The organism is Citrobacter sp. NCU1 (assembly GCF_010231475.1).
GTDB lineage: Bacteria > Pseudomonadota > Gammaproteobacteria > Enterobacterales > Enterobacteriaceae > Citrobacter_D.
On sequence record NZ_NRDO01000095.1, the window covers coordinates 31,333 to 51,129 of the forward strand.

A 19,797-nucleotide genomic window follows, 5' to 3' on the forward strand; every position below is an offset into this window, starting at 1 on the left:
CTTTATGAACCGATAAATTCTTCAACTTCATTTTTAATCAGGGTCACATGTGGCCCGTAGACTACCTGAACGCCTTCTCCACGGATAAATGCGCCACGACTGCCGAGTTGTTTAAAGGCATCCACTACTACGTTTTGCGGATTTTTAACCGTGATGCGAAGGCGGGTGGCGCAGCAATCCACATCAATAATATTGTCCCGACCACCCAGCGCCTGCACGATCCCCGCGGCACGCTCATTGCCACTGACGGTCGCAGCTGGAGTTTCATCGTCTGTTTCGTCTTCACGGCCCGGCGTTTTAAGCTGACGCCATTTGATAAGGAAGCGGAAAGAGAAGTAATACAGGCAGAACATCACGGCACCGATCGGAAGCATCAGCAGCCAGTTGGTTTTGGCATTGCCCTGAAGGACACCAAACAGAAGGAAGTCGATAAGTCCACCAGAGAAAGTCTGTCCGACAGTGATTTGCAGGATGTGTGTGAACATAAACGCCACACCGGTCAGCACAATGTGTACGCCATACAACAGCGGTGCGCAAAACATGAATGCAAATTCCAGTGGCTCTGTAATGCCGGTGACAAACGCTGTCAGCGCGGCGGACAACATCAGACTGGCGACTTTTTTCTTGTTTTCTGGACGAGCGGAATGGTAAATGGCCAGTGCCGCCCCTGGCAGACCAAACATGAAGTCTGCGAAGCGCCCTGCCATGAAACGGGACACACCGATGTAGTACTGGGTCACAGAAGGGTCTGCCAACTGAGCAAAGAAAATTTTCTGCGTCCCCTGCACCAGATGTCCGTTCACCATCTGCTCGCCACCCACACTGGTCAGCCAGAAAGGCAGATAGAACAGGTGATGGAGACCAAGAGGAATGAGGCATTTGAGGATCATGCCGTAGAACATGGTGCCGATATAGCCGGTCTTCTCAACCAGTCCACCCAGATGAGTAATGCTTGTCTGGATATGTGGCCAGACCCAGAACAAGGCCACACCGAGGAAGATTGCGAAGAAGGAGCTGACAATAGGCACAAAACGGGAGCCACTGAAAAAAGCCAGCAGGCTTGGCAGCTCGGTTTTCCCGAACCGCTTCTGAACCCAGAATGCCAGCAGGCCACTCATTATCCCGCCCATAACCCCTGTCTGCAGGGTGGTGATCCCCATAACGCTCGCCTGCCCAGCTGCGGCCAGGTTCTCCGTAGCAAGTGTCCCGGATAGCAGTAGTGAAGCGTTAATGGCCTTATTCATGACGATAAAACAAAGCACAGCCGCAAGACCGGCAGTCCCTTTGTCGCTGCGGGCCATACCGACCGCAATACCCACAGCAAACAGTAGCGAGAGATTATCGAAAACCACGCTGCCACACAGCTTCATGACGGTAAAAATCGCCTGAATCACCTCATTGTTGAGGGCAGGATATGTGGATATGGTAACCGGATTGGTGAAAACACCGCCGAATCCCAGAAGCAGACCTGCAGCAGGCAGGACGGCAATCGGCAGCATAAAAGATTTACCTAAGTTTTGTGCTCCGGCAAATAATTTGCTCATAAAGACCCCTGATGTTGGTGTTATGAAATTTATATTTCACAATATAATCATAAGAATGAAATATATGTTTCCATCCTTTTCGGTCAAAGTCAAAAAACATTGATAAAAAAGTGAACAATGTCACTAAATTTCATGTGTGATTTATTTAGGAGTAACCATGAAAAAAATTTGGTTCTGTTGCGTTAACAACAGTAAGGGCTCTGTCGCATTAACGGCGAACAGTCGTCAAAACCTGCACTGCCGTTTTTTAGGCAATCAGCAAATAAAATTTTTCCGCAGGTGATAATCCATCACCTTGCAGATGCTGATATTGCCCTTTGCTTATAATATGTATCAGTTCGATGCCTGCCAGGATGGCCTGTGCCCGGCGAAATGATTTAAACCCCAGCTTCGAGCAGGTCCAGCGTTTTATATTCCGGTGGTCCTGCTCAACCAAATTATTCAGGTATTTGCTCCGCCTGACAGTCATCATTTTTTCTTCTGGTTTACTGGCATTGAGCGTAGCCAGTGCCGCGGTGTTATCCCCACTTTTATCGATGGTCACAACCTCCGGCTCACCGTGATGGCGAATAGATTTGTGAAAAAAACGCAGTGCAGCTGCCGTATCCCGCTTAGCGGTCAGCAGGAAGTCGATAGTCTGGCTTGCCGTATCGACCGCACAGTACAAATATTTCCACTGTCCTTTGATTTTGATGTAGGTTTCATCCATGTGCCACCGGCGACCCATCTTGCGTTTATGCCGGTGAAAGACTTTACCCAGTGAAGAACCCAGCGGTGAAGTGTGGAATAGTCAACGACGATACCGCGTCCGACCATCATTTCCTCCATGTTGCGCAGGCACAGAGCACAGGCAAGAGACCCACGAACACACTGCGCAATAACATAGACGGGATAATGCAGGCGTTTGAAGGCTTTTTGGCTCAACGGTATGGTCAGGTAACATTACAAATAAAACAGTATGTTACCTTACGACTCCTTAATGCGACAAAACCAGATTTTGTGCCCCAGCGAACAGTTTACACATAAATACCTCTGGCATTATCAATGAGTAGTTTATAATTCACCACCAACATAAAATCATGAAATATTTATTTCTAATGTTAATAAGTAAAGTCAAAAACGGATACTGAAAAGTGATCAGTGTCACTATTTACTGATACAGAAACATGTCCGGAGGTTATATGAATCGTCCTTTTCATTTGATGGCTAAACCCGTCAGCTATCAATGCAATATCGCCTGTGATTACTGCTTTTACCTTGGAAAAAAGGGAGTGGTAAAACCCTGTAAAGAACAAAGACATATGGACGACGCAACGCTGGAAGCTTATGTACGTCAGTACATTGAAGCCAACCCGATGTCCGAGATCGAGTTCACTTGGCAGGGGGGAGAACCCACGCTGGCGGGAATCGAGTTCTACAAGAAAGCGCTCATGCTGCAACAGAAGTATGCAAGAGGCAAAACGATCACCAATAGCTTTCAGACCAATGGTGTACTTATCGACGATGAATGGGCTTCTTTTTTTGCCCAACATAAATTCCTTGTAGGCCTTTCTATCGATGGTCCAGAGTGGCTTCACGACCAATACCGTAAATCAAACAGCAATAAATCGGTATTTAATAAAGTCATCAGGGCTATGGATGCACTTCAACGACACCGAGTTGAAGTTAACGTATTAACCGTCGTCAATAACATCACAGCCAATCACCCTCTTGAAATATATAATTTTTTAACCCAGGAGCTGAAAGCCGAATTCATTCAGTTTATTCCGGCAGTGGAACAGCGCCCAGGTACTGAAAAGTTCGGTGAGCTCCTCTATCCGCAAACATTATCCGGAGGGGTGGTTACAGAGTGGTCCGTATCGGGAAAACAGTACGGTCATTTTATCAATACTATTTTTGACCATTGGGTCCGCCATGACGTTGGTCGCGTATTCGTTCAGCTATTCGACAACGCTCTGGCCGCCTGGGCTGGTGAACCCCCCTCGCTATGCGTTATGCGCTCCTCCTGCGGCAGAGGGCTTGTTGTCGAGCAAAATGGAGACGTCTATAGCTGCGATCATTATGTCTATCCCTCGCACCGACTGGGTAACTTACACCATGATAACCTGGTCCAGATGGCAAACAGCAAACAGCAGCGCAAATTTGGACTGGCAAAAAACCAGCTGTCAGTCGAATGCGAGCACTGTCAGTGGCGTTTTGCCTGCCAGGGAGGCTGCCCGAAGCACCGTATCCACAAAACGAGCGAACGCTGGCATAACCATTTATGTTCAGGATATAAGGCCATTTTCAGCCACATAGATCCCTATATGAAATTTATGGCACACCAATTAAAGCTACGCCTCCCCCCTGCTAACGTCATGCATACTGCAGCGACCATTGCGGCGACCCAAACAACCTTAAAGAAATAAAAGAAACTGAATGCTTCCTGCATAAGGTGTGACATATCCGACCTTATGTTCACGATAAGGTTGATTCATATTATTAAATGTAATATTTGATTCATGAGGTTTAAAAATAATGAAATAAAAATTACAAAGCAAGTTTTTCAATCATACACCTGTAATAGGTTCAGACACACTCAGAGAGTTCAATGTAATACATAAACTAATTATGCTCTTAAAAACAAGGAGAAACACATGAATAAAGTCCCCTCAACCCACAGTTCGTACCCGCTATCGTTGCCAGACAAACTGTTTCAACGAACCAAGATTACCGCTATTGGAGCGCTTGTCCTCGGGGCCATTGCAGCGACACCTTCTGCTCTTGCTACCTCGCACACGGCTTCGAATGAAAAAGATAATGTTCTGGTGATTTTGCTTGATGATGTCGGTTTTGCTGACCTCGGAGCTTTTGGATCAGAAATTAAAACCCCGAATATAGACGCCCTAGCCAGCTCGGGTGTCAGATATAATCAGTTCGATACGAAAGCCATGTGCTCACCATCAAGAGCGTCTCTGTTAACCGGTCGAAACAACCATAGGGTAAATATGGCTGACCTCCCTCCGAAAGGGAAACTGGCACCATCGCAAGATGTTCCGCTGGGTTCAGGGCCATCTAACAGTGGAGAAATACCGCTGAATGCGCAGAATATAGCGCAGGTCCTCAAGGCCGACGGATATTCAACTTATGCGTTTGGTAAATGGCATATGGCTCCTTTGTATAAAGACAATACAGAGCGGAATAAACCCTTTTACCCACGGCAACGCGGCTTTGACTATTTTTACGGTTTTCTAAGCGGCCACACAGATCAGTATCGTCCTGACCTGGTAGAAAATAATACTGTTTTACCAAAAGTTGAACAGCCGGTCGGCTACCATTTTTCTACCGATATAGTTAATCACGCTATTGATGTAATAGAAAAAGATGTAAAAAAACCTAAGCTTGTATACCTAGCATTCGGCGCCGCTCATGCACCTTATCAGGTACCTGACACCTTTATTGATCAATATAAAGGATTATACTCACAGGGCTGGGACGAACTACGGCGCCAACGTTATGAGCGCCAGATAAAAATGGGCATTATCCCTGCCAATACCAAATTACCGCCGCGGGAAAACGGCGATGCGGCCTGGAGTTCGTTGAACCCAACCGAAAAAAGGGTTTATTCAAAATTTATGGAGACTTACGCGGGTTTCCTCACCCATACAGATCATGAGATTGGTCGGGTAATTGATGCGCTTAAAAAAACTGGTCAGTACGATAATACAATGATCGTCTTTTTAACCGATAACGGCGCGGCTTCAGAAGGAGGCCCACATGGGGGGTTCCAAGTCGGCTATAATGATAAAACGCCGGTTGAGGAAATGGACAAACGTCTTGACGAAGCCGGTAGCGCTTCAACATATATGCTGTATCAGCGTCCTTGGGCCTATGCCGGTAGCACTCCGTTCCGCAGATATAAGCTCTGGTCACATTTAGGTGGAGTCAGGACGCCATTAATTATTTCCTGGCCTCAGCATATTAACAACCCAGGGGCTATCCGACATCAATATGTCAACATCATCGATTTGGCACCGACTATTTTACAGGCAACCGGAACCAAATTCTCTGCATCCGTTGATGGCTTGGAGCAACTACCAGTTGACGGGAAATCCATACTTGCTACCTTAAATTCCGATACGGCGAAAACTCGCGATATCCAGTACTTTGAGTTACGTGGACAACGCGCTATCGCTTGGGGGAAATGGCGCGCAGTCGCCATGCATGAAGTAAACACCGACTTTTCTCAGGACAAATGGGAATTGTTTGATACAGAAAATGACTTTTCCGAATCCACTGATTTGGCAAGCCAGCACCCGGAAATCCTGTCAAAAATGAAGGAATTGTGGCAACAAGAGGCAGAAAAATACAGTCAGCCAGTGGCATTTCAGCCTGATCCCACTCTTTATAAAAACAACAGCATGCAGGATGGCATCGTAAAGTGATGTCATTAAATCTTACTATAACGCTGTAACTGCAATAATAAGGGGCGACTCGTAAATTTCGTTCATTTTACAGAAGCCCCATTTACTATACGGCACGTACTTAACTTGTGCAGTAAAGATGATTAGCCCCCTTTCCTGCTGTGCATCAGATTGGTTCTAAAAATGGCAGATAATAATATGGGCACTGTTGCAAAGATCGCAGCGCTGATAAACTTTGCTGCCATTCTCACCAGTGACGCTACTCATGAACGTATTCAAGGACCGACATTTCAGTCGTGACATTATCCTGTTGGCAGTACTCATCCTCATCGGCTTCTGCGCTGTAACACGCAACACGGGGCTGGCTCTGGCCACTCAGGCGTTCATAAATATTGGATCGTGTCACCAACAGTGCCTGCGTTCTTCGAATGAGGAGATATCCTATCGGTGTTAGCATTGCTGCGGCCTTTTTAGTTTTTTATCTCTTTTCAATCATATCAACAACGTAGAGTAATTCGCCATCACTCAGGCAGATACCGACTTTGTCTGCCAGTAGGGCATTGGCTTTCTGATAAATGTAGAATATCTCACTGTCTATGATTTCCTGACGGTTTTGCTTGCTGTACTCAATAGTTTCATTACGCAGTGAACGCTCTAGCGCCATACAGATATGTACGCAAATGTTCAGTAAATTAGGGCCGAAATCATCCAGTTCACGCAACTCCTTCAGTCTACAGATAAAGGACATCACAATCGGGACGATCTTCCTCGGGTTCAGGAAAACCAGGAAATCCTGCAAATACTCTTCGGCAAGTTTGGTCAGCGTCACTGGCGTTTCCTGCGTCTGGTGAGACGGGTATTTCCCGCCGATAATGCTCTGGAAGGCCAGTTCTCCTTTGGGAGAAAAGAAGTCGGACAGGGGAATATGTGTGACATTGAGCTGGGGATCGATCACCCCTACAGAAAGAAGTATCTGGTATTCGGTCAGCAACTGGTGCTTGTCCCGCAGCACATCTTCAACTGACAGGTTAATGATATGAATATCTTTTCTGTCCATATCATCCAGCACAGATCGCAGGAACCCCTGCAGTTTTTTTGCGATCCCTTCACCAGTGGAGCAGATGGACAAAATGGCCTGCGGGCGCTCACTGGGTGTTAGATAATCCGGTTTATTGGCACCGTATCCCCTGAAATGCTGAAGGCTGAGGTGGATTTCATTGAGGTCGGCATTCAGGATCATGGTGCGGCGGAGTGCCTCAATGACCAGTGGCGTGGAGACCATGTCGAGTGTGCGGACTGGGATGTTACAGTCCTGGGTTATAATCTCGCCGGCCTGAGACAGCGACCCCATATCAACTAGCAAAAGAAACCCGAGGGTATCCATGGTGGACATCACAGTCTTTTTGATTTCTTCAATAGCCTGATTGGGTCTGATATCCAGCGGCATGTTTACTGCGGAAATGTTCGTTTCCCCAATTAGCTTTTTCGCGATATCCACCATGTTACTGGCGATCATATCACCGTGTGTGGCCACAATAACATGTACCATCTTCCCACGTTCGTGAACGACCAGGGAAGCCAGTAAGATCGTCAGGTAAGCGACCTCGTCATCACTGATAGCAATATCAAATTCTTCTTGCAGACGTTTTTTAATCGTCAGCGCGGAGTCATACTCTTCAAACATGCGCGTTTCATAACTCCGGGTCCATGAATTAATGCGATGAACACTAGGGTTCTCAATGATGTTCTGGAGATGATAACCTAGGAATAGTTTGAATTTCTGCCCCAACCCCTTACCAAGTTGCAGTGAAACTTCATTTTGAATGGCTTCACAGAAATCCATGGTTCTCTTACTTATGCCATGATCGAGGTCTTGCTGGCTTTTGGGTATGGTAAAGGATAGATAATTATTGATCTCCGAAGTTATATAGCGACCAACCTCTTTGTCATTCAGTTTTTGCTCAAGAACAAAATGCATCTTGTTATCAATGAAATCGTAGACCTTAAACGGGGTGTCGTGCTTATTCAGGTCCTGGTAGCAATGATTAGAAACGGCGTAATAAGGGTAATCTGGTGACACGAAGATTTTATCGCCGATGGCATGTTGTAGCCGCGCCTGATAATCACTGTCGCGGTTGAGGTTGAATATTCCTACTTTGGTCTTTAGGTCGAGATGATAAAAGTTGATGGAGATACTGTCATCGTCATCCATTTTCTCAATAAAGAAATTCGCGCAGACCGACTGAATGGTGGATTTTAATTTACCGACGTTACCTGTGAACGAAGAGCCGATGATCGCTTTGGCACTGTCAAGATCGATGCTGATGGCACAATTAATGCGTTTTGACTCGATCTCAAACAGGAATTTCAGCATTTCAGCTTGGTCTTCCGGCGAACGCTCGGACAAGCTGGGGAGATTGATGGTGATTGGTATCCTCCGTAAAAAGGTCGACAGAAGAGCTGAACCTGGTTCTTCCGTGGTGGCGCAGACCAGCAGAATTTCGGACTTCTTACTACGCTGGGTTTCTCCAAGGCACCCGTAAGTCCCGGTATCCATGAAATAAAAAATCATTTCCTGGCCTTCTGGTGGCAGACGATGCACTTCATCCAGAAATAACATGCCGCCATTCGCCTCGCTGATCAGACCTGGTTTATCCCTGTCCGCGCCGGTAAAAGCCCCCCGAGCATGACCAAAAATATGGGAGACCAATAGTTGAGGATTACTCGCGTAATCTGCGCAGTTAAATACAATGAATGGTGCATCTTGCTCAAGCTGCTGCATATGCACTGCATGTTTATACATAAGGCTAGCAAACAGGCTTTTTCCCACTCCAGTATCACCGGTTATAAGAGTATGCAGACCCTTTGGTGGATACATCACCGCTGCTTTTGCCTGATTGATTTGATTTTTTAGGCTGCCGTTATAACCCAGTAAATACTGAAATGGTTCTTTATTAACTTCAGCCGTATTATTAACCTTTAAGGTAATGGTTTCCCTAGTACGATATAATACTGGACGGGTGGCGAATTTTTCAATTACACCTTCTTTAGCTAACAGGTTAAGATAATTACTGACATTCGCCCGCGATATATTTGTCTGCTCGGATATCTGATCTGTTGTCACCCCAGCAGCATTTATCTGACAAAGTTCGTGAACTTTTTGTAGAATCCTATCTTTTCTGTTCATCTTAATCTGCATTCATTCAATACCCGATGCTCATACTCTACATGTTTTTTATTTTTTAACTGTGATCCTCATCTTTCATCCATATCATAAATTTTATAATATGATTAAAAATACAGACGGTTCAATTATTTCTCTGGTTGTTCTGGACATTCAGGTTATGCATTCAGCCACTTAGAGCTTGGGAGGATTCTTCTGATGAGGCTTGAAGTAAAATTATGGCGTTGTAGGGAACGTTCACCAATTGTGAGTATTGCTTATGATTTGCCAATCAACCCATTAGATACTTGGCCAGCTTGATGTTAATCGTCAATGACGATGAACTACTTTTTAGTATTGATATGCTCGAAAAAGCATGGGCATGGATTGTTAGGCGTCGGAAAGGCCTCCCCGACGCCTGGGGAGGGTTAAGCCAACACTTCAGCCAAGTCTTTCTCCATGATCTGCCATGCCTCGCTGATATTTTCTGCATGACCAAACAAACCGCTAGAACCGACAATCAATACCTCTGCACCTGCGTCAACCAGCGCTGCATAAGTCATTTTATTGCAAGAACCATCGACCTCAACTAAATACCCCAGCTGATTCTGCTGACGGTATTCTGCAAAAATAGTTATTTTCTTCAGCATTGCAGGGATGAACGACTGACCGGCAAACCCTGGATCGACGGTCATAATGGTCACCTTATCCACACGGTCAAGATACAAGGTTACTGCTTCAAGCGGTGTTTCCGGATTCACCACCAGTCCGCACTGCATTCCCTTTGCCCGAATAGTTTCAATCAGACGAAATGCTTGGCCGTTGGCTGTTTCGGCATGGAAACTGATCATGGTTGCTCCCGCATCAGCCAAAGTACATACATAATCCTGCGGGTTAGTCACCATCAGATGGCAATCAATCGGAGCATTCGCCACTCGCTTAAGCTGTGAGACAAAAAAGGGTGACAGCGTCAGGTTGGGAACAAAGTGACCATCCATGATGTCGACATGGAAATAACCAATTTTGTCGTTAAGAAAACTCACTTGTTCTTCGAGGCGTAATAAATCCATGCACATTAAAGAAGGTGCAATCAAAAGGTTTTGCATTATATTACTCCCTAGTGATCATCATACCTTTACAGGTAAATTCGCTACGATGGTGGAATGTGTTAAAAAGATCTACAACATTATCGATTTCAACTTGATGAGAAATTAAGTCATTGACCTGCAATTTTCCTCTACTGATAGCATTTGCGGCATCAACCCATTCATCGTGTGGCATTTGTTTATAAACGGAGTTATAAACACTGGCGATAATCAGTTCTTTGCGCATTGCTTTGTCATAAACATCACGGGGTATTTGCATATCGTCATGGGGATTTCCCATTAACATGACTTTGCCGTAAACGCGGCAAGTCAGCAGAGCCTGTGCTAATCCTGTGCGTGAACCACTACCTTCGATCGTAATGTGCGCCCCAAAACCCCCCGTGTTTTGCAATACCCACTCAACCGCATCTTGTTCAGTGGCAAGACAGACATGCTCAAAACCCAATTGGCGACAGAATTCGATTTTTTTCGCATCAATATCAATCAGCATGACCTTTTGAGCACCCTGAAGCTTTGCCCAGCGTGCCGCCATCAGCCCAATCGGGCCAGCGCCAAAAATAGCAATATTGTCATTAAGATCCGGCTTAGCGCGACGAATCACATGCAAAGCAATTGTTGCCGGTTCAAGCATTGCTGCGGCGGTGTAGCTGACGTGATCTGGAAATTCGACCAGATTAAATTCCGGTACCGTTAAATATTCACTAAAACCACCGTCGCGGCGGGACCCGTAAGAGCTATAGTTAAGGCACCGAGGATAGTGATGCTGCTGACAAAATTCACACGTCTTACACGGCACAATTGGAAATACGGCCATCCTTTTGCCAATTAATTCCGGGTTGCCGCCCGGACCGACCGCTTCAACGCGGCCGGCAAATTCATGTCCCAGCACGCGTGGAAAACCTAGTGTCCCAGTTTGATATGCTCTTGGAATATCCGAGCCGCACACGCCTGAAGCCATAATTTTAAGCAGTACTTCACCTTCAGCGGGTATTGGAATTGCGCGTTCCTGTAATTCAAGATGGCCAATGGCTGTTAATGCAACGACTTTCATTATGCTTTTCCTTCTTTCAGTGGTGATTATTCCAGGTTGGCATGATTAAGTTTCACATCTGCAAACGATAATTTCCTGATCGCCATAATCTCGAGGCAGATAAGATCGCCAAACAGAACCAGAGATTGTTCAAATAATGTGGTCATCGGCTGGATTGAACTATGTTTCCCTTCCCCGCCTTTTGATCCACAGTGAAAATCAACCACTACATCCGAGAGTTGGGCAATCGAGCTAGTCGGACTCGATGTCAGATGAATAATTTTTGCGTTATAGCGTTTGGCACAAACAGCAATATGTTTTGGGTAAATTGATTCTCCAGAACCGGATCCCACGACCAGAACATCCCGGGGGCCAATCGGTGGCTCGTTCACCGCGCCGACTACACAGGCATTGATACCCAAGTGATTGAGTCGTTTTACGGTCATTTCCAGAGCGAGTAAAACGCGTCCCACGCCAACGAAGAACACTTTTTCGGCCTGCAATAAGACCGAGATATAGGCCGAAATTTGCTGCTCACTCAGTCCGTTCAGTACCTTTGAGTATTCATTTCCTGTAATTCTGACGTTTTCTCTGAAATTCGCTGTATCCATTTACATCACCATCATGCCTTTGCAGTAAGGAACTTTGTTTTCGCGAATCAGATCAATTAAGTCAGATAATTGCGCCATGGGAACAGCATGAGTAATTAGGTCGCTGACTTTGAGCTTGCCAGACTGAATGGCTGCAGCAGTATCTTTCCATTCATCATGTGGATGCTGGGAATAAATGGAGTTAAAGACCCCGAGGATCTGTGCCTCTTTTCGCATAAATTTGTCATAAGCTTCACGTGGAATGCTAATATCAGCGTGGGGATTGCCCAGCATTAATACTTTTCCAAATACCCGGCAAGACAGCAGTGCATTAATGAAACCAGTGGATGACCCGCTGCCCTCAATACATACATCAGCCCCATAACCATCGGTATGCAGCATAACCCACTCAACAGGATCTATCTGGCTTGCATTACAGATATCGGTAAAACCAAGCGAATGGCAAAACTCGATTTTTTTCTCATCGATATCAATCAGCAATACTTTTTTAGCCCCGTAGAGAGCGGCCCAGCGGGCAATCATTATCCCGATAGGACCAGTTCCGTAGATTACCACGGTATCATTAAGATCTAGATGCGCGCGCCGCATAACGTGTAATCCTACGACAGCCGGTTCGAGCATTGCGGCTTCGCGCAAGTCAGCATCATCATTCAATAATACGAGATTAAATTCTGGAACGGTCACATACTCGCTGAAGCCACCGTCCTGGCGCGAGCCAAAATAACTATAATGGGTACATTTAGCATAATGACGCTCTTTACAAAAATCGCACTTATTGCACGGAATCAGCGGGAAAATAGCTGCTTTCCGACCAATTAATTCTTTTTTAACTCCTGTGCCAGTTGCAACAATCTGACCTGAAAATTCGTGACCAAGAACGATAGGATAATGATAAGGACCATTGACAAATGCTCTTGGAATATCAGAGCCGCAAATACCAGCAGCGCCAACTTTAAGTAAAACCTCTCCTATGCCTGGTTCAGGAATAGGCCGATCCTGCAACTCGAATTTACCGAGTTCCGTTAAGGATAACACTTTCATATTTTTCCCTCACAGACCAGTGCCAGTTGGCACTGGTATTAATGGTTTGTCAATTATTTTGCTACGGGTACCGCCAGCACCCCTAAATAAGAGGTGATAATGCCAACTATAAAGATGATAGCTATGACCGTATTAGGTTTCATCTTCTTATTAACCATTTTCAGTATCCCTAATGTGATCACTAAGGGAATTAACGATGGTAATAAAGTGTTTAAAATATCCTGAAATATTACGGTTACACCATTTAAGTTAATAGAGGCCGGTGTGATTATATTCACCCTAGAAGCGGCCATACCACCTACTACCATCAGCCCAATAAGTCCGAAGGCATCAGTTAATTTATCCATCAAACCTTTTTTTAGAATGTCGAGAATAACTGTTCTACCTTTACGATAGCCGAGGAAGAACATGTTTAGGCTACAAAATATCATGATGAACTTATAAACAACTTCAAACAGGATTGGTCCAGCTATATTTCCCTGAATGGCAAGATTACAGGCTATCGCTGCCAGAATAGAGTAAACAATAGCCTGAAGAGTATCGCCAATACCAGCGACTGGTCCCATCAGTCCTGAACGCAGAGACGTGATGGCTTCCGGCGGTAGTTGAGCGCCATTTGCTCGTTGTTCTTCCATGGCAACGGAGACTCCGGTGATCACATGCCCACAAAATGACGGCTCTGTATTAAAAAAGTTTAGGTATTTCTTTAATTCCTGTACTTGTTTGGCTTTGTCATTTGGGTACAGTTTACGAATAACTGGAACCATCGCACTGGTCTGCCCGAGTGCCTGTAAGCGTTCATAGTTATAACAGGTTTCGGAGGAATAGTTTAAAGCCCATGTTTTCAACAACTCTTTACGGGTAAGCGTCGTAGCACCTTGGGTTTCTTTAAGCGGAACATCACGCTGCGTTTGATATGTAGACATGACAATACCTCCCTTATTCCTTAATAGACACTTTTTGATCAGCGTTAATATTCATAATCACTGCGGCAATCACCGCAAAGACGGCAATGGCCATAATCCCGAGGTTCAGATAGGCTACTAAAAAGAAGCCTAGGAAGAAAAATGGCATCAGCCGTTTTTTCCCAAGGAATGAGACCAGCATAGCAATACCGAGTGCAGGCATAATACCGCCAATAACTTCAAACGCATTAACTAAGCTTTGTGGGATCATCGCCAGCATGTTTTTCATAAATTCGGCGCCAAAGTAAACCATGCAAAATGCAGGTATCCCCACTAGCACCATATTTACAAAGAATGAGGGGATATAGTTCATCATTCGCATGCCGGTGATATTGCCACGATCAAGCATCGCTTCAGCTTTGTGAACCCATAAGGCGTTAAAACACATTGATGCCTGGAAAGTTAAAATACCCAGTAGAGAGAATGGCACAGCAAATACTACAGCAGTTGAAGGCGCTGCCCCACTCAGAATAGTCATAGCAGTACCAAACACAGATGCAACAGGAAGGTTACCCGGCATTGTGCCGCCCACGGTCATCCAACCGAGATAAGCAAGGTTAATATAAGCTGCCGCTTTCATCCCTTCTATAGGGGAATCAAGTGCAAGGGCGACAAGAAATCCTGATATAATGGGATAAAGCCACGACCGGGTCAGCAAGTGGCTAACCCACCAGTTGCTAAGGATAGCAATCAGGGCGACTAAAATAGCTGAAATTAGCATAATAAATTATCCTTTATATTTTTCGGGAACATCTTTGCTATTGTGCCTATGTGTTGTTATAAATAAGGCATTAATTCCATTGGTGCGTCGCTGGGTAATACTCTTATATTAATGGATAACCCTAATTTATCTATTTCCCTGAACGCTGTACGCTCACTCTCTGATGCAGCCAGGTTGCGATACAGGCGCGAACGTTTTTCATTTACCCCCATCCCGCCAACAATTAATTCGTTAAAACTGACACCGCGTTGTATCAAGGACAGTACCGGTACTGGGCTTTTTACAAGGATAATAATATTGTCATCATTCCCATCATTTTTAATGTCGCTGAGCACTTCTGTTGCCTGCTCGATGTTATAAATTTTCAACGTCATATGATTAGGCACAGCCATCTCCAGAACTGAGATCATAAAATCATCGTTCACCAATTCATCATCAACTATAATAATTTTAGAAGCGTTGATATGTTTTACCCAGCCAGTCATTACCTGACCGTGGATTAATCTATCATCAATGCGAAGTAGGGAAATTGTAGACATTTTCTGACCTCTCGATCTCATAGTGATTTAATTGAGTTTTGCCCTGAAATAACAGCAATATCAGCGAGTTCGTCAAGAGTTGAACATTCTTGACGTTCCAGAAAGATATTCACTAGCACAGGAATATTTACACCTGCGATAATTTTTGTATTTTTCCTATGCTTGATAAAGTAAGTGGCTGCATTAAAAGGGCTGCCCGAAAACATATCGACCACGAACAATACAGGCATCTCTTCTGCTAAGAAATCCACAATATTTTTCATTTTTAAGATAAGCGTTTCGACATTTTCCCCGGGCATAAAGTCCAGCGTCCTGACGTTGTCATATCGCCCGACAAGCATAGAGGTTGTCTCAATCAGTTCGTTTGCCAACTTTCCGTGTGTTGCCACAATAACCGTACAATCCATCTTACTGCCCCCTTAATATTCTTCACTCTGCCTGGCTCACCAGATTTATGACCTGTGGATAACGATGCTGCACGTATCTTGTTATGCATGATTTGTGCCATTATTTTAATTTTCATATATATCAATTATATAAAAGACAGTGTTTCGCAGGGTGCAGTGTGTATTATTTAAAGCAGTCACTGTGTTTCGACTATTCTGTATCGCTGACCCGAGCGCAAAATCAGTGCTAAATCAGAGATCTTCGTCATTGCGGAGACTTTGGATGAATTCAGCCGGAGCCATGTCATTTAATGATGAATGCTCCTGCTCATGATTATATTCTCTGCACCAGTTGTTGAGTTTGTCCTGAGCATCTTCCAGTGACAGGAACCCATGGATGTTCAGGTAATTGTCCATGAAACGACGTAGCAGAGTCACTCACATTGCAGGCGTGCTATATCCAATGACTTCGAGCTTAAATTCTGGTGAAAACTGTTGGTTATTTTTTTGTGTCATTTGTTACCCCAGTGTTTATCGCGACGTTATTAGCTGACTCGTGCGGTGCCTTGGATTAGTAAACTACTGCCACATGGGGTACGCTCGCATCGCATTATCGGTCTTTGTCCAAAAACTAAGTCACCAGGGGACTCACGGATTGGATAGTCGGGGGATGTCAATGATCCACCCGGGCGGTGGCATGATGTGCTAGTCATCGCTTCGGTGAGTCCATTTTTAAAAATACCTCTCGCTATACTCCCTGAAGTACAGCACCTGTCTGACCCTTTTGCGTCCTCGCCGGAAAGCAGCAGTGCACTACTGTTTGACGTGATCGTAGATTGTTGACTGCGATAAAAAATTAGGCATGCGGGATCTGTTCCATTCAGTCGATGATCACGCAATTTGAATAGTCTCTGCTGATTTTCGGTGGAAATAATGTACTGGAAATGAGTGTTAGTGGAACAAGCTTCAGCGCGGCATGCCAATCTCGAGTGATCCGCAAAACTCGGCGTTGCTCTAGTTCTCCTGTCTAGACAGGAAAATGTTTTCGCAGATTAAACACCGTTTTAGAAATGTGAAACACTGATACGAAAGGTGAAACACTTTAATTTAATTAACTGAATTTAAATGTTTTTATTTTTATGGCACTCGTATTGCATTAAGCAGCATTGAACGAAATTCTTTCCCGGAACTTGATTTTCTGCGGGGGGTTTTGAAGATACTTCGGGCAGTCCGGACGGGTTGAAAAATTAGTTTACACCAATTTGGCTCAGCACAGGTAAGCGTATGCCTTTCAAAGGAATGATATTTGATTTAAATGGCACCCCAGCTGATTCACTGGGAGCAGTTGAGCCAACATGGGGAGTCAGGGCAGACAGTCAAGGTCTGGACAAGGCGGCGGTGCAACATTTCAAGCATAGTAAACCGATCCTCAGAATGCTCAGGTATTTCATGCCGGAGGCTAGCAGCGAAAAGATCTCGAATAAATTTGCGCAGCATGAAGCCTGTGAAACCAGCCATACGGACGGCATCACATCGATCCCTGACACCGTAGGGTTTCACAGTCACCTGAACCCGCTTTCATTTCCCTGGCCAATCGTTACTTCCGATTTGCTGAAAGTAGCGGCCGCATGGATCAGACAAATCGGTCAGTCTTTTTCCAGCGTGCTGATCGCCAGGAAAAACATTCAACAAGCGAAATCCGGCCAGCCCCTACAGGCTGGCCATCATCAGGTAAATTAGTACCATGGTCAGTGTCCGTAAAGATGAGGTCGTGTCTTTAAATCATTTCTATTATTGCCTTCTGATTGCCCTGAAAATCAGGGTCCGGCGTTATCCGGGAGAGACAAAATCAGCCAGGAAAAAATACATTGAAAGATGGCTTCGTTCCGCCCAGAAAAGAAAACTGTTCAGCAGTGTAATTTTTCCTGAGGTGTTGTGGTTATTGGATGAGATATCAAAAGGACAGTTCAATCCTGAACGGTTTGAATACACTATCGAACGAATTTATCTCCTTTCACTGGAAATGATGACGGACTGAGCCTAGTGCAGGTTTGCTTTCCCGTAGAAATATCTCCACGTATTACTGAAAAAGGTCTGATTTATGAACAGTTTTGAAAGGTTGAGCGCGCTTTCCTCGATTGTGGTGGACAGTGGTGACATTGAGTATGTGCTGAAATATCAACCTGTGGATGCAACAACCAATCCTTCTCTCATTTACAAAGCTGCTTGCCTGCCGATCTACGCTTCACTTATTCCTGAAGCTATCAAAGCCTGCCTGGCAGCAAGTGTGCCTCATGGGCAGCGACTGTCAGCCATCTGCGATCACCTTTCCATTCTGATCGGGAAACAGATTGAGGCTCATATTCCCGGTGTTATTTCGACAGAGGTTGATGCCCGTTTATCCTATGACACCGACGCCTGTGTGAAGAAAGCGCGCGAGCTTATTGCGCTGTATAAGTCGTACGGTGTGAGTAAAAATAAGGTGCTGATTAAACTAGCTTCGACTTGGGAAGGGATCCGAGCGGCTGAGGTGCTGGAAAAAGAAGGGATCCGCTGTAATCTCACCCTGCTGTTCTCGTTTGCTCAGGCTAAAGCCTGTGCGGATGCCGGCGTCACGTTAATTTCACCTTTTGTAGGGCGTATAACTGACTGGTATAAAGCAAAACAACCTGAAGTACTTTACCACTGCGATCCGGGAGTGGACTCTGTCCGTAATATCTATCACTACTACAAACAGCACGGTTACCAGACCATTGTCATGGGGGCGAGTTTCAGAACCCCTGAACAGGTACTTGCCCTGGCTGGATGTGACAAACTGACCGTGTCACCAGCAGTACTGCAGCAACTGGTTAACAGCGATCTTCCGGTCAGCCGGGCGTTGGCATTCAGCGGAAGCGTGAGCGGGAAACCAGAAAAAATGACCGAAAGCGCGTTCCGCTGGGAGCATAACAGTGATCCGATGGCCGTTGAAAAGTTGACTGAAGGTATTCGCCTGTTTGCTGCTGACCAGCAAAAACTTGAGGAAATGATTGTCGATTATCTATGAGGCCGTTCCCGGAAACAAACGAATCGGGGATATCTGACGAAATAAGAAGTACATACTGATCGCACTTCCTATTTTCAACCGGGTGGTATTCGCCGTCACCACCCGGCACCATTTATTATTTTTCCATGTATTACTTCATTGCTAACTTAATCCATACATAGCCAAGGCTCAGCCCGATACCTTTAAGGGGGGTATTCCAGTTTATGGATACCGATGTCTGCTCTCCGTCACGGTCATGAAACGTTTTCTTCGACGCACTCAGCCCTACTGAACCAAACGTATCCCCCAGACGTTGAGTCAGGGATCGCTGCAATTCGTTGCGGGTGCGGCCACTGACCACGGTCGTAGTTACCACACCGTCATCCGTAATGGTGATGTCGTCGTCATCCTCATCTTCCTCACTTCTCAGCGCATAGGCATCACTGAATGACCAGTAACCACCGGAGGTATTGTGAAGCGCTGATACGGCGAGGGTGGAATCTGTTTCTGCTATTGTTTTTGAGTAACGTGCCCGCCAAGACTGCCCGGAATCGATCCCTTCTTTATCATCTCCGGTAATTGCTGCACGATCTGATTTTGTATATGTAAGGTCCACAGACACAGCCCCGAGGATCCCCATCAGGGCTCCTAACCCGATACTTCCTGCCTGATTTCCTGACTCTTGAGCATACCGCCATAGACCGTCATATCATGGGGTAAACCATAAATCAGGGTTCCCAGAACAAACTCGGGCTCACGGGAGTCTGTCCCAGTGCTGCGCAACTTCCCCCGGCCACGGCATAGCGTAACTGGCCTTGCCTTTGCATTACTGCTACCGCGGAGTTGCCCTGAATAAACATGTGTTCTTTTCCGTCTGACTCCTGGACGGTAACGTAGAAATCCCCGCTCTGGGACGATGCGGGGATATCTGTAATCGTGAACGGCCCTGGGGCAACGGTTGTCTGGTAAACCACGTTGCCGTTCTGGCGGATAATAACCTGTGCATTAGTGGAGGCTGTACCGCGAACCACCGGCGCGAACTCATTCAGGTAGTCAGGGTTCATCTCCTCATCGGAGGCCAGTTGCCCCCCCCCCCCCCGGAACTGAATACTGTCGAACACGTCGGAGGGGGTGTAATAATCACCGATTGCTCAGCAATCCCTTGATTTGCGGAATCGCGCGTTCTGATCCTACCCGCGTAATCCCTCGCCACTGGTCACGGCGGAAGCGCTGAACCAGAGCTGGTCTGTCGATTTTATGCAT

Annotated in this window: 18 protein-coding genes and 1 pseudogene; 5 read left to right on the plus strand and 14 right to left on the minus strand. The window is 45.7% G+C overall.

The window, feature by feature from the left end; translation table 11 throughout:
• Nucleotides 1–2 precede the first annotated feature (2 nt).
• Nucleotides 3–1,544 carry a PTS transporter subunit EIIC gene (locus CJP72_RS23665; RefSeq protein WP_162383699.1) on the minus strand — a complete coding sequence of 514 codons (1,542 nt, stop codon included), beginning with the start codon at nucleotides 1,542–1,544 and terminating at the stop codon, nucleotides 3–5.
• Nucleotides 1,545–1,791: 247 nt separating this feature from the next.
• Nucleotides 1,792–2,474, minus strand: a pseudogene (locus CJP72_RS23670) (IS6 family transposase).
• 251 nt (nucleotides 2,475–2,725) lie between these two features.
• Between CJP72_RS23670 and CJP72_RS23675 the strand changes: the two are divergent.
• Together CJP72_RS23675 and CJP72_RS23680 are read left to right on the plus strand one after the other, a co-directional pair.
• Nucleotides 2,726–3,952, plus strand: coding sequence for an anaerobic sulfatase maturase (locus CJP72_RS23675; protein WP_162383700.1), 1,227 nt, complete (start codon nucleotides 2,726–2,728; stop codon nucleotides 3,950–3,952).
• Nucleotides 3,953–4,180: 228 nt separating this feature from the next.
• Nucleotides 4,181–5,968, plus strand: coding sequence for an arylsulfatase (locus CJP72_RS23680; protein ID WP_162383701.1), 1,788 nt, complete (start codon nucleotides 4,181–4,183; stop codon nucleotides 5,966–5,968).
• Nucleotides 5,969–6,425: 457 nt separating this feature from the next.
• Here CJP72_RS23680 and CJP72_RS23685 read toward each other — a convergent pair whose 3' ends face one another.
• The 10 genes from CJP72_RS23685 to CJP72_RS23730 all read right to left on the minus strand — a co-directional run bounded on the left by CJP72_RS23685 (nucleotide 6,426) and on the right by CJP72_RS23730 (nucleotide 15,926).
• A complete protein-coding gene (locus CJP72_RS23685; RefSeq protein ID WP_238340156.1) occupies nucleotides 6,426–9,146 on the minus strand; it encodes a sigma-54-dependent transcriptional regulator in 2,721 nt (906 codons plus the stop codon).
• 392 nt (nucleotides 9,147–9,538) lie between these two features.
• A complete protein-coding gene (gene alsE, locus CJP72_RS23690) occupies nucleotides 9,539–10,216 on the minus strand; it encodes a D-allulose 6-phosphate 3-epimerase (RefSeq protein ID WP_162383702.1) in 678 nt (225 codons plus the stop codon).
• Nucleotides 10,217–10,220: 4 nt separating this feature from the next.
• Nucleotides 10,221–11,267 (minus strand): galactitol-1-phosphate 5-dehydrogenase, encoded by a 1,047-nt coding sequence (locus tag CJP72_RS23695; RefSeq protein ID WP_162383703.1) that lies wholly within the window; start codon nucleotides 11,265–11,267, stop codon nucleotides 10,221–10,223.
• A gap of 26 nt (nucleotides 11,268–11,293) precedes the next feature.
• Nucleotides 11,294–11,857, minus strand: coding sequence for an SIS domain-containing protein (locus tag CJP72_RS23700; protein ID WP_162383704.1), 564 nt, complete (start codon nucleotides 11,855–11,857; stop codon nucleotides 11,294–11,296).
• On the minus strand, nucleotides 11,858–12,898 hold the full coding sequence (locus tag CJP72_RS23705; protein WP_162383705.1) for a galactitol-1-phosphate 5-dehydrogenase: 1,041 nt from the start codon (nucleotides 12,896–12,898) through the stop codon (nucleotides 11,858–11,860). It abuts the gene before it with no gap.
• 53 nt (nucleotides 12,899–12,951) lie between these two features.
• Nucleotides 12,952–13,824: a PTS system mannose/fructose/sorbose family transporter subunit IID gene (locus tag CJP72_RS23710; protein WP_162383706.1), complete on the minus strand. Its 873-nt coding sequence runs from the start codon at nucleotides 13,822–13,824 to the stop codon at nucleotides 12,952–12,954.
• A 13-nt stretch (nucleotides 13,825–13,837) separates the two neighbouring features.
• On the minus strand, nucleotides 13,838–14,584 hold the full coding sequence (locus tag CJP72_RS23715) for a PTS mannose/fructose/sorbose/N-acetylgalactosamine transporter subunit IIC (protein ID WP_162383707.1): 747 nt from the start codon (nucleotides 14,582–14,584) through the stop codon (nucleotides 13,838–13,840).
• A 56-nt stretch (nucleotides 14,585–14,640) separates the two neighbouring features.
• The gene (locus CJP72_RS23720; RefSeq protein WP_162383708.1) at nucleotides 14,641–15,123 is read right to left on the minus strand and encodes a PTS system mannose/fructose/N-acetylgalactosamine-transporter subunit IIB; all 483 of its coding nucleotides are present in this window, start codon (nucleotides 15,121–15,123) and stop codon (nucleotides 14,641–14,643) included.
• A 17-nt stretch (nucleotides 15,124–15,140) separates the two neighbouring features.
• Nucleotides 15,141–15,530 carry a mannose/fructose/sorbose PTS transporter subunit IIA gene (locus tag CJP72_RS23725; protein ID WP_162383709.1) on the minus strand — a complete coding sequence of 130 codons (390 nt, stop codon included), beginning with the start codon at nucleotides 15,528–15,530 and terminating at the stop codon, nucleotides 15,141–15,143.
• 231 nt (nucleotides 15,531–15,761) lie between these two features.
• Nucleotides 15,762–15,926: an integrase core domain-containing protein gene (locus CJP72_RS23730; RefSeq protein WP_446714988.1), complete on the minus strand. Its 165-nt coding sequence runs from the start codon at nucleotides 15,924–15,926 to the stop codon at nucleotides 15,762–15,764.
• Nucleotides 15,927–16,793: 867 nt separating this feature from the next.
• On the opposite strand from CJP72_RS23730, the gene CJP72_RS23735 reads away from it, so the two are divergent.
• The 3 genes from CJP72_RS23735 (at nucleotide 16,794) to tal (ending at nucleotide 18,555) form a co-directional block, all read left to right on the plus strand.
• The gene (locus CJP72_RS23735; protein ID WP_162383710.1) at nucleotides 16,794–17,249 is read left to right on the plus strand and encodes a hypothetical protein; all 456 of its coding nucleotides are present in this window, start codon (nucleotides 16,794–16,796) and stop codon (nucleotides 17,247–17,249) included.
• Between the two features lie 4 nt (nucleotides 17,250–17,253).
• Nucleotides 17,254–17,547, plus strand: coding sequence for a hypothetical protein (locus CJP72_RS23740; protein ID WP_162383711.1), 294 nt, complete (start codon nucleotides 17,254–17,256; stop codon nucleotides 17,545–17,547).
• 63 nt (nucleotides 17,548–17,610) lie between these two features.
• Complete coding sequence (tal, locus tag CJP72_RS23745; protein WP_162383712.1) at nucleotides 17,611–18,555, plus strand: transaldolase; 945 nt, start codon at nucleotides 17,611–17,613, stop codon at nucleotides 18,553–18,555.
• Between the two features lie 130 nt (nucleotides 18,556–18,685).
• On the opposite strand, the gene CJP72_RS25890 is transcribed toward tal, so the two are convergent.
• Together CJP72_RS25890 and CJP72_RS25895 are read right to left on the minus strand one after the other, a co-directional pair.
• A complete protein-coding gene (locus CJP72_RS25890; RefSeq protein ID WP_342212341.1) occupies nucleotides 18,686–19,192 on the minus strand; it encodes a fimbria/pilus outer membrane usher protein in 507 nt (168 codons plus the stop codon).
• A gap of 70 nt (nucleotides 19,193–19,262) precedes the next feature.
• Nucleotides 19,263–19,682 (minus strand): fimbria/pilus outer membrane usher protein, encoded by a 420-nt coding sequence (locus CJP72_RS25895; protein ID WP_342212342.1) that lies wholly within the window; start codon nucleotides 19,680–19,682, stop codon nucleotides 19,263–19,265.
• Nucleotides 19,683–19,797 lie beyond the last annotated feature (115 nt).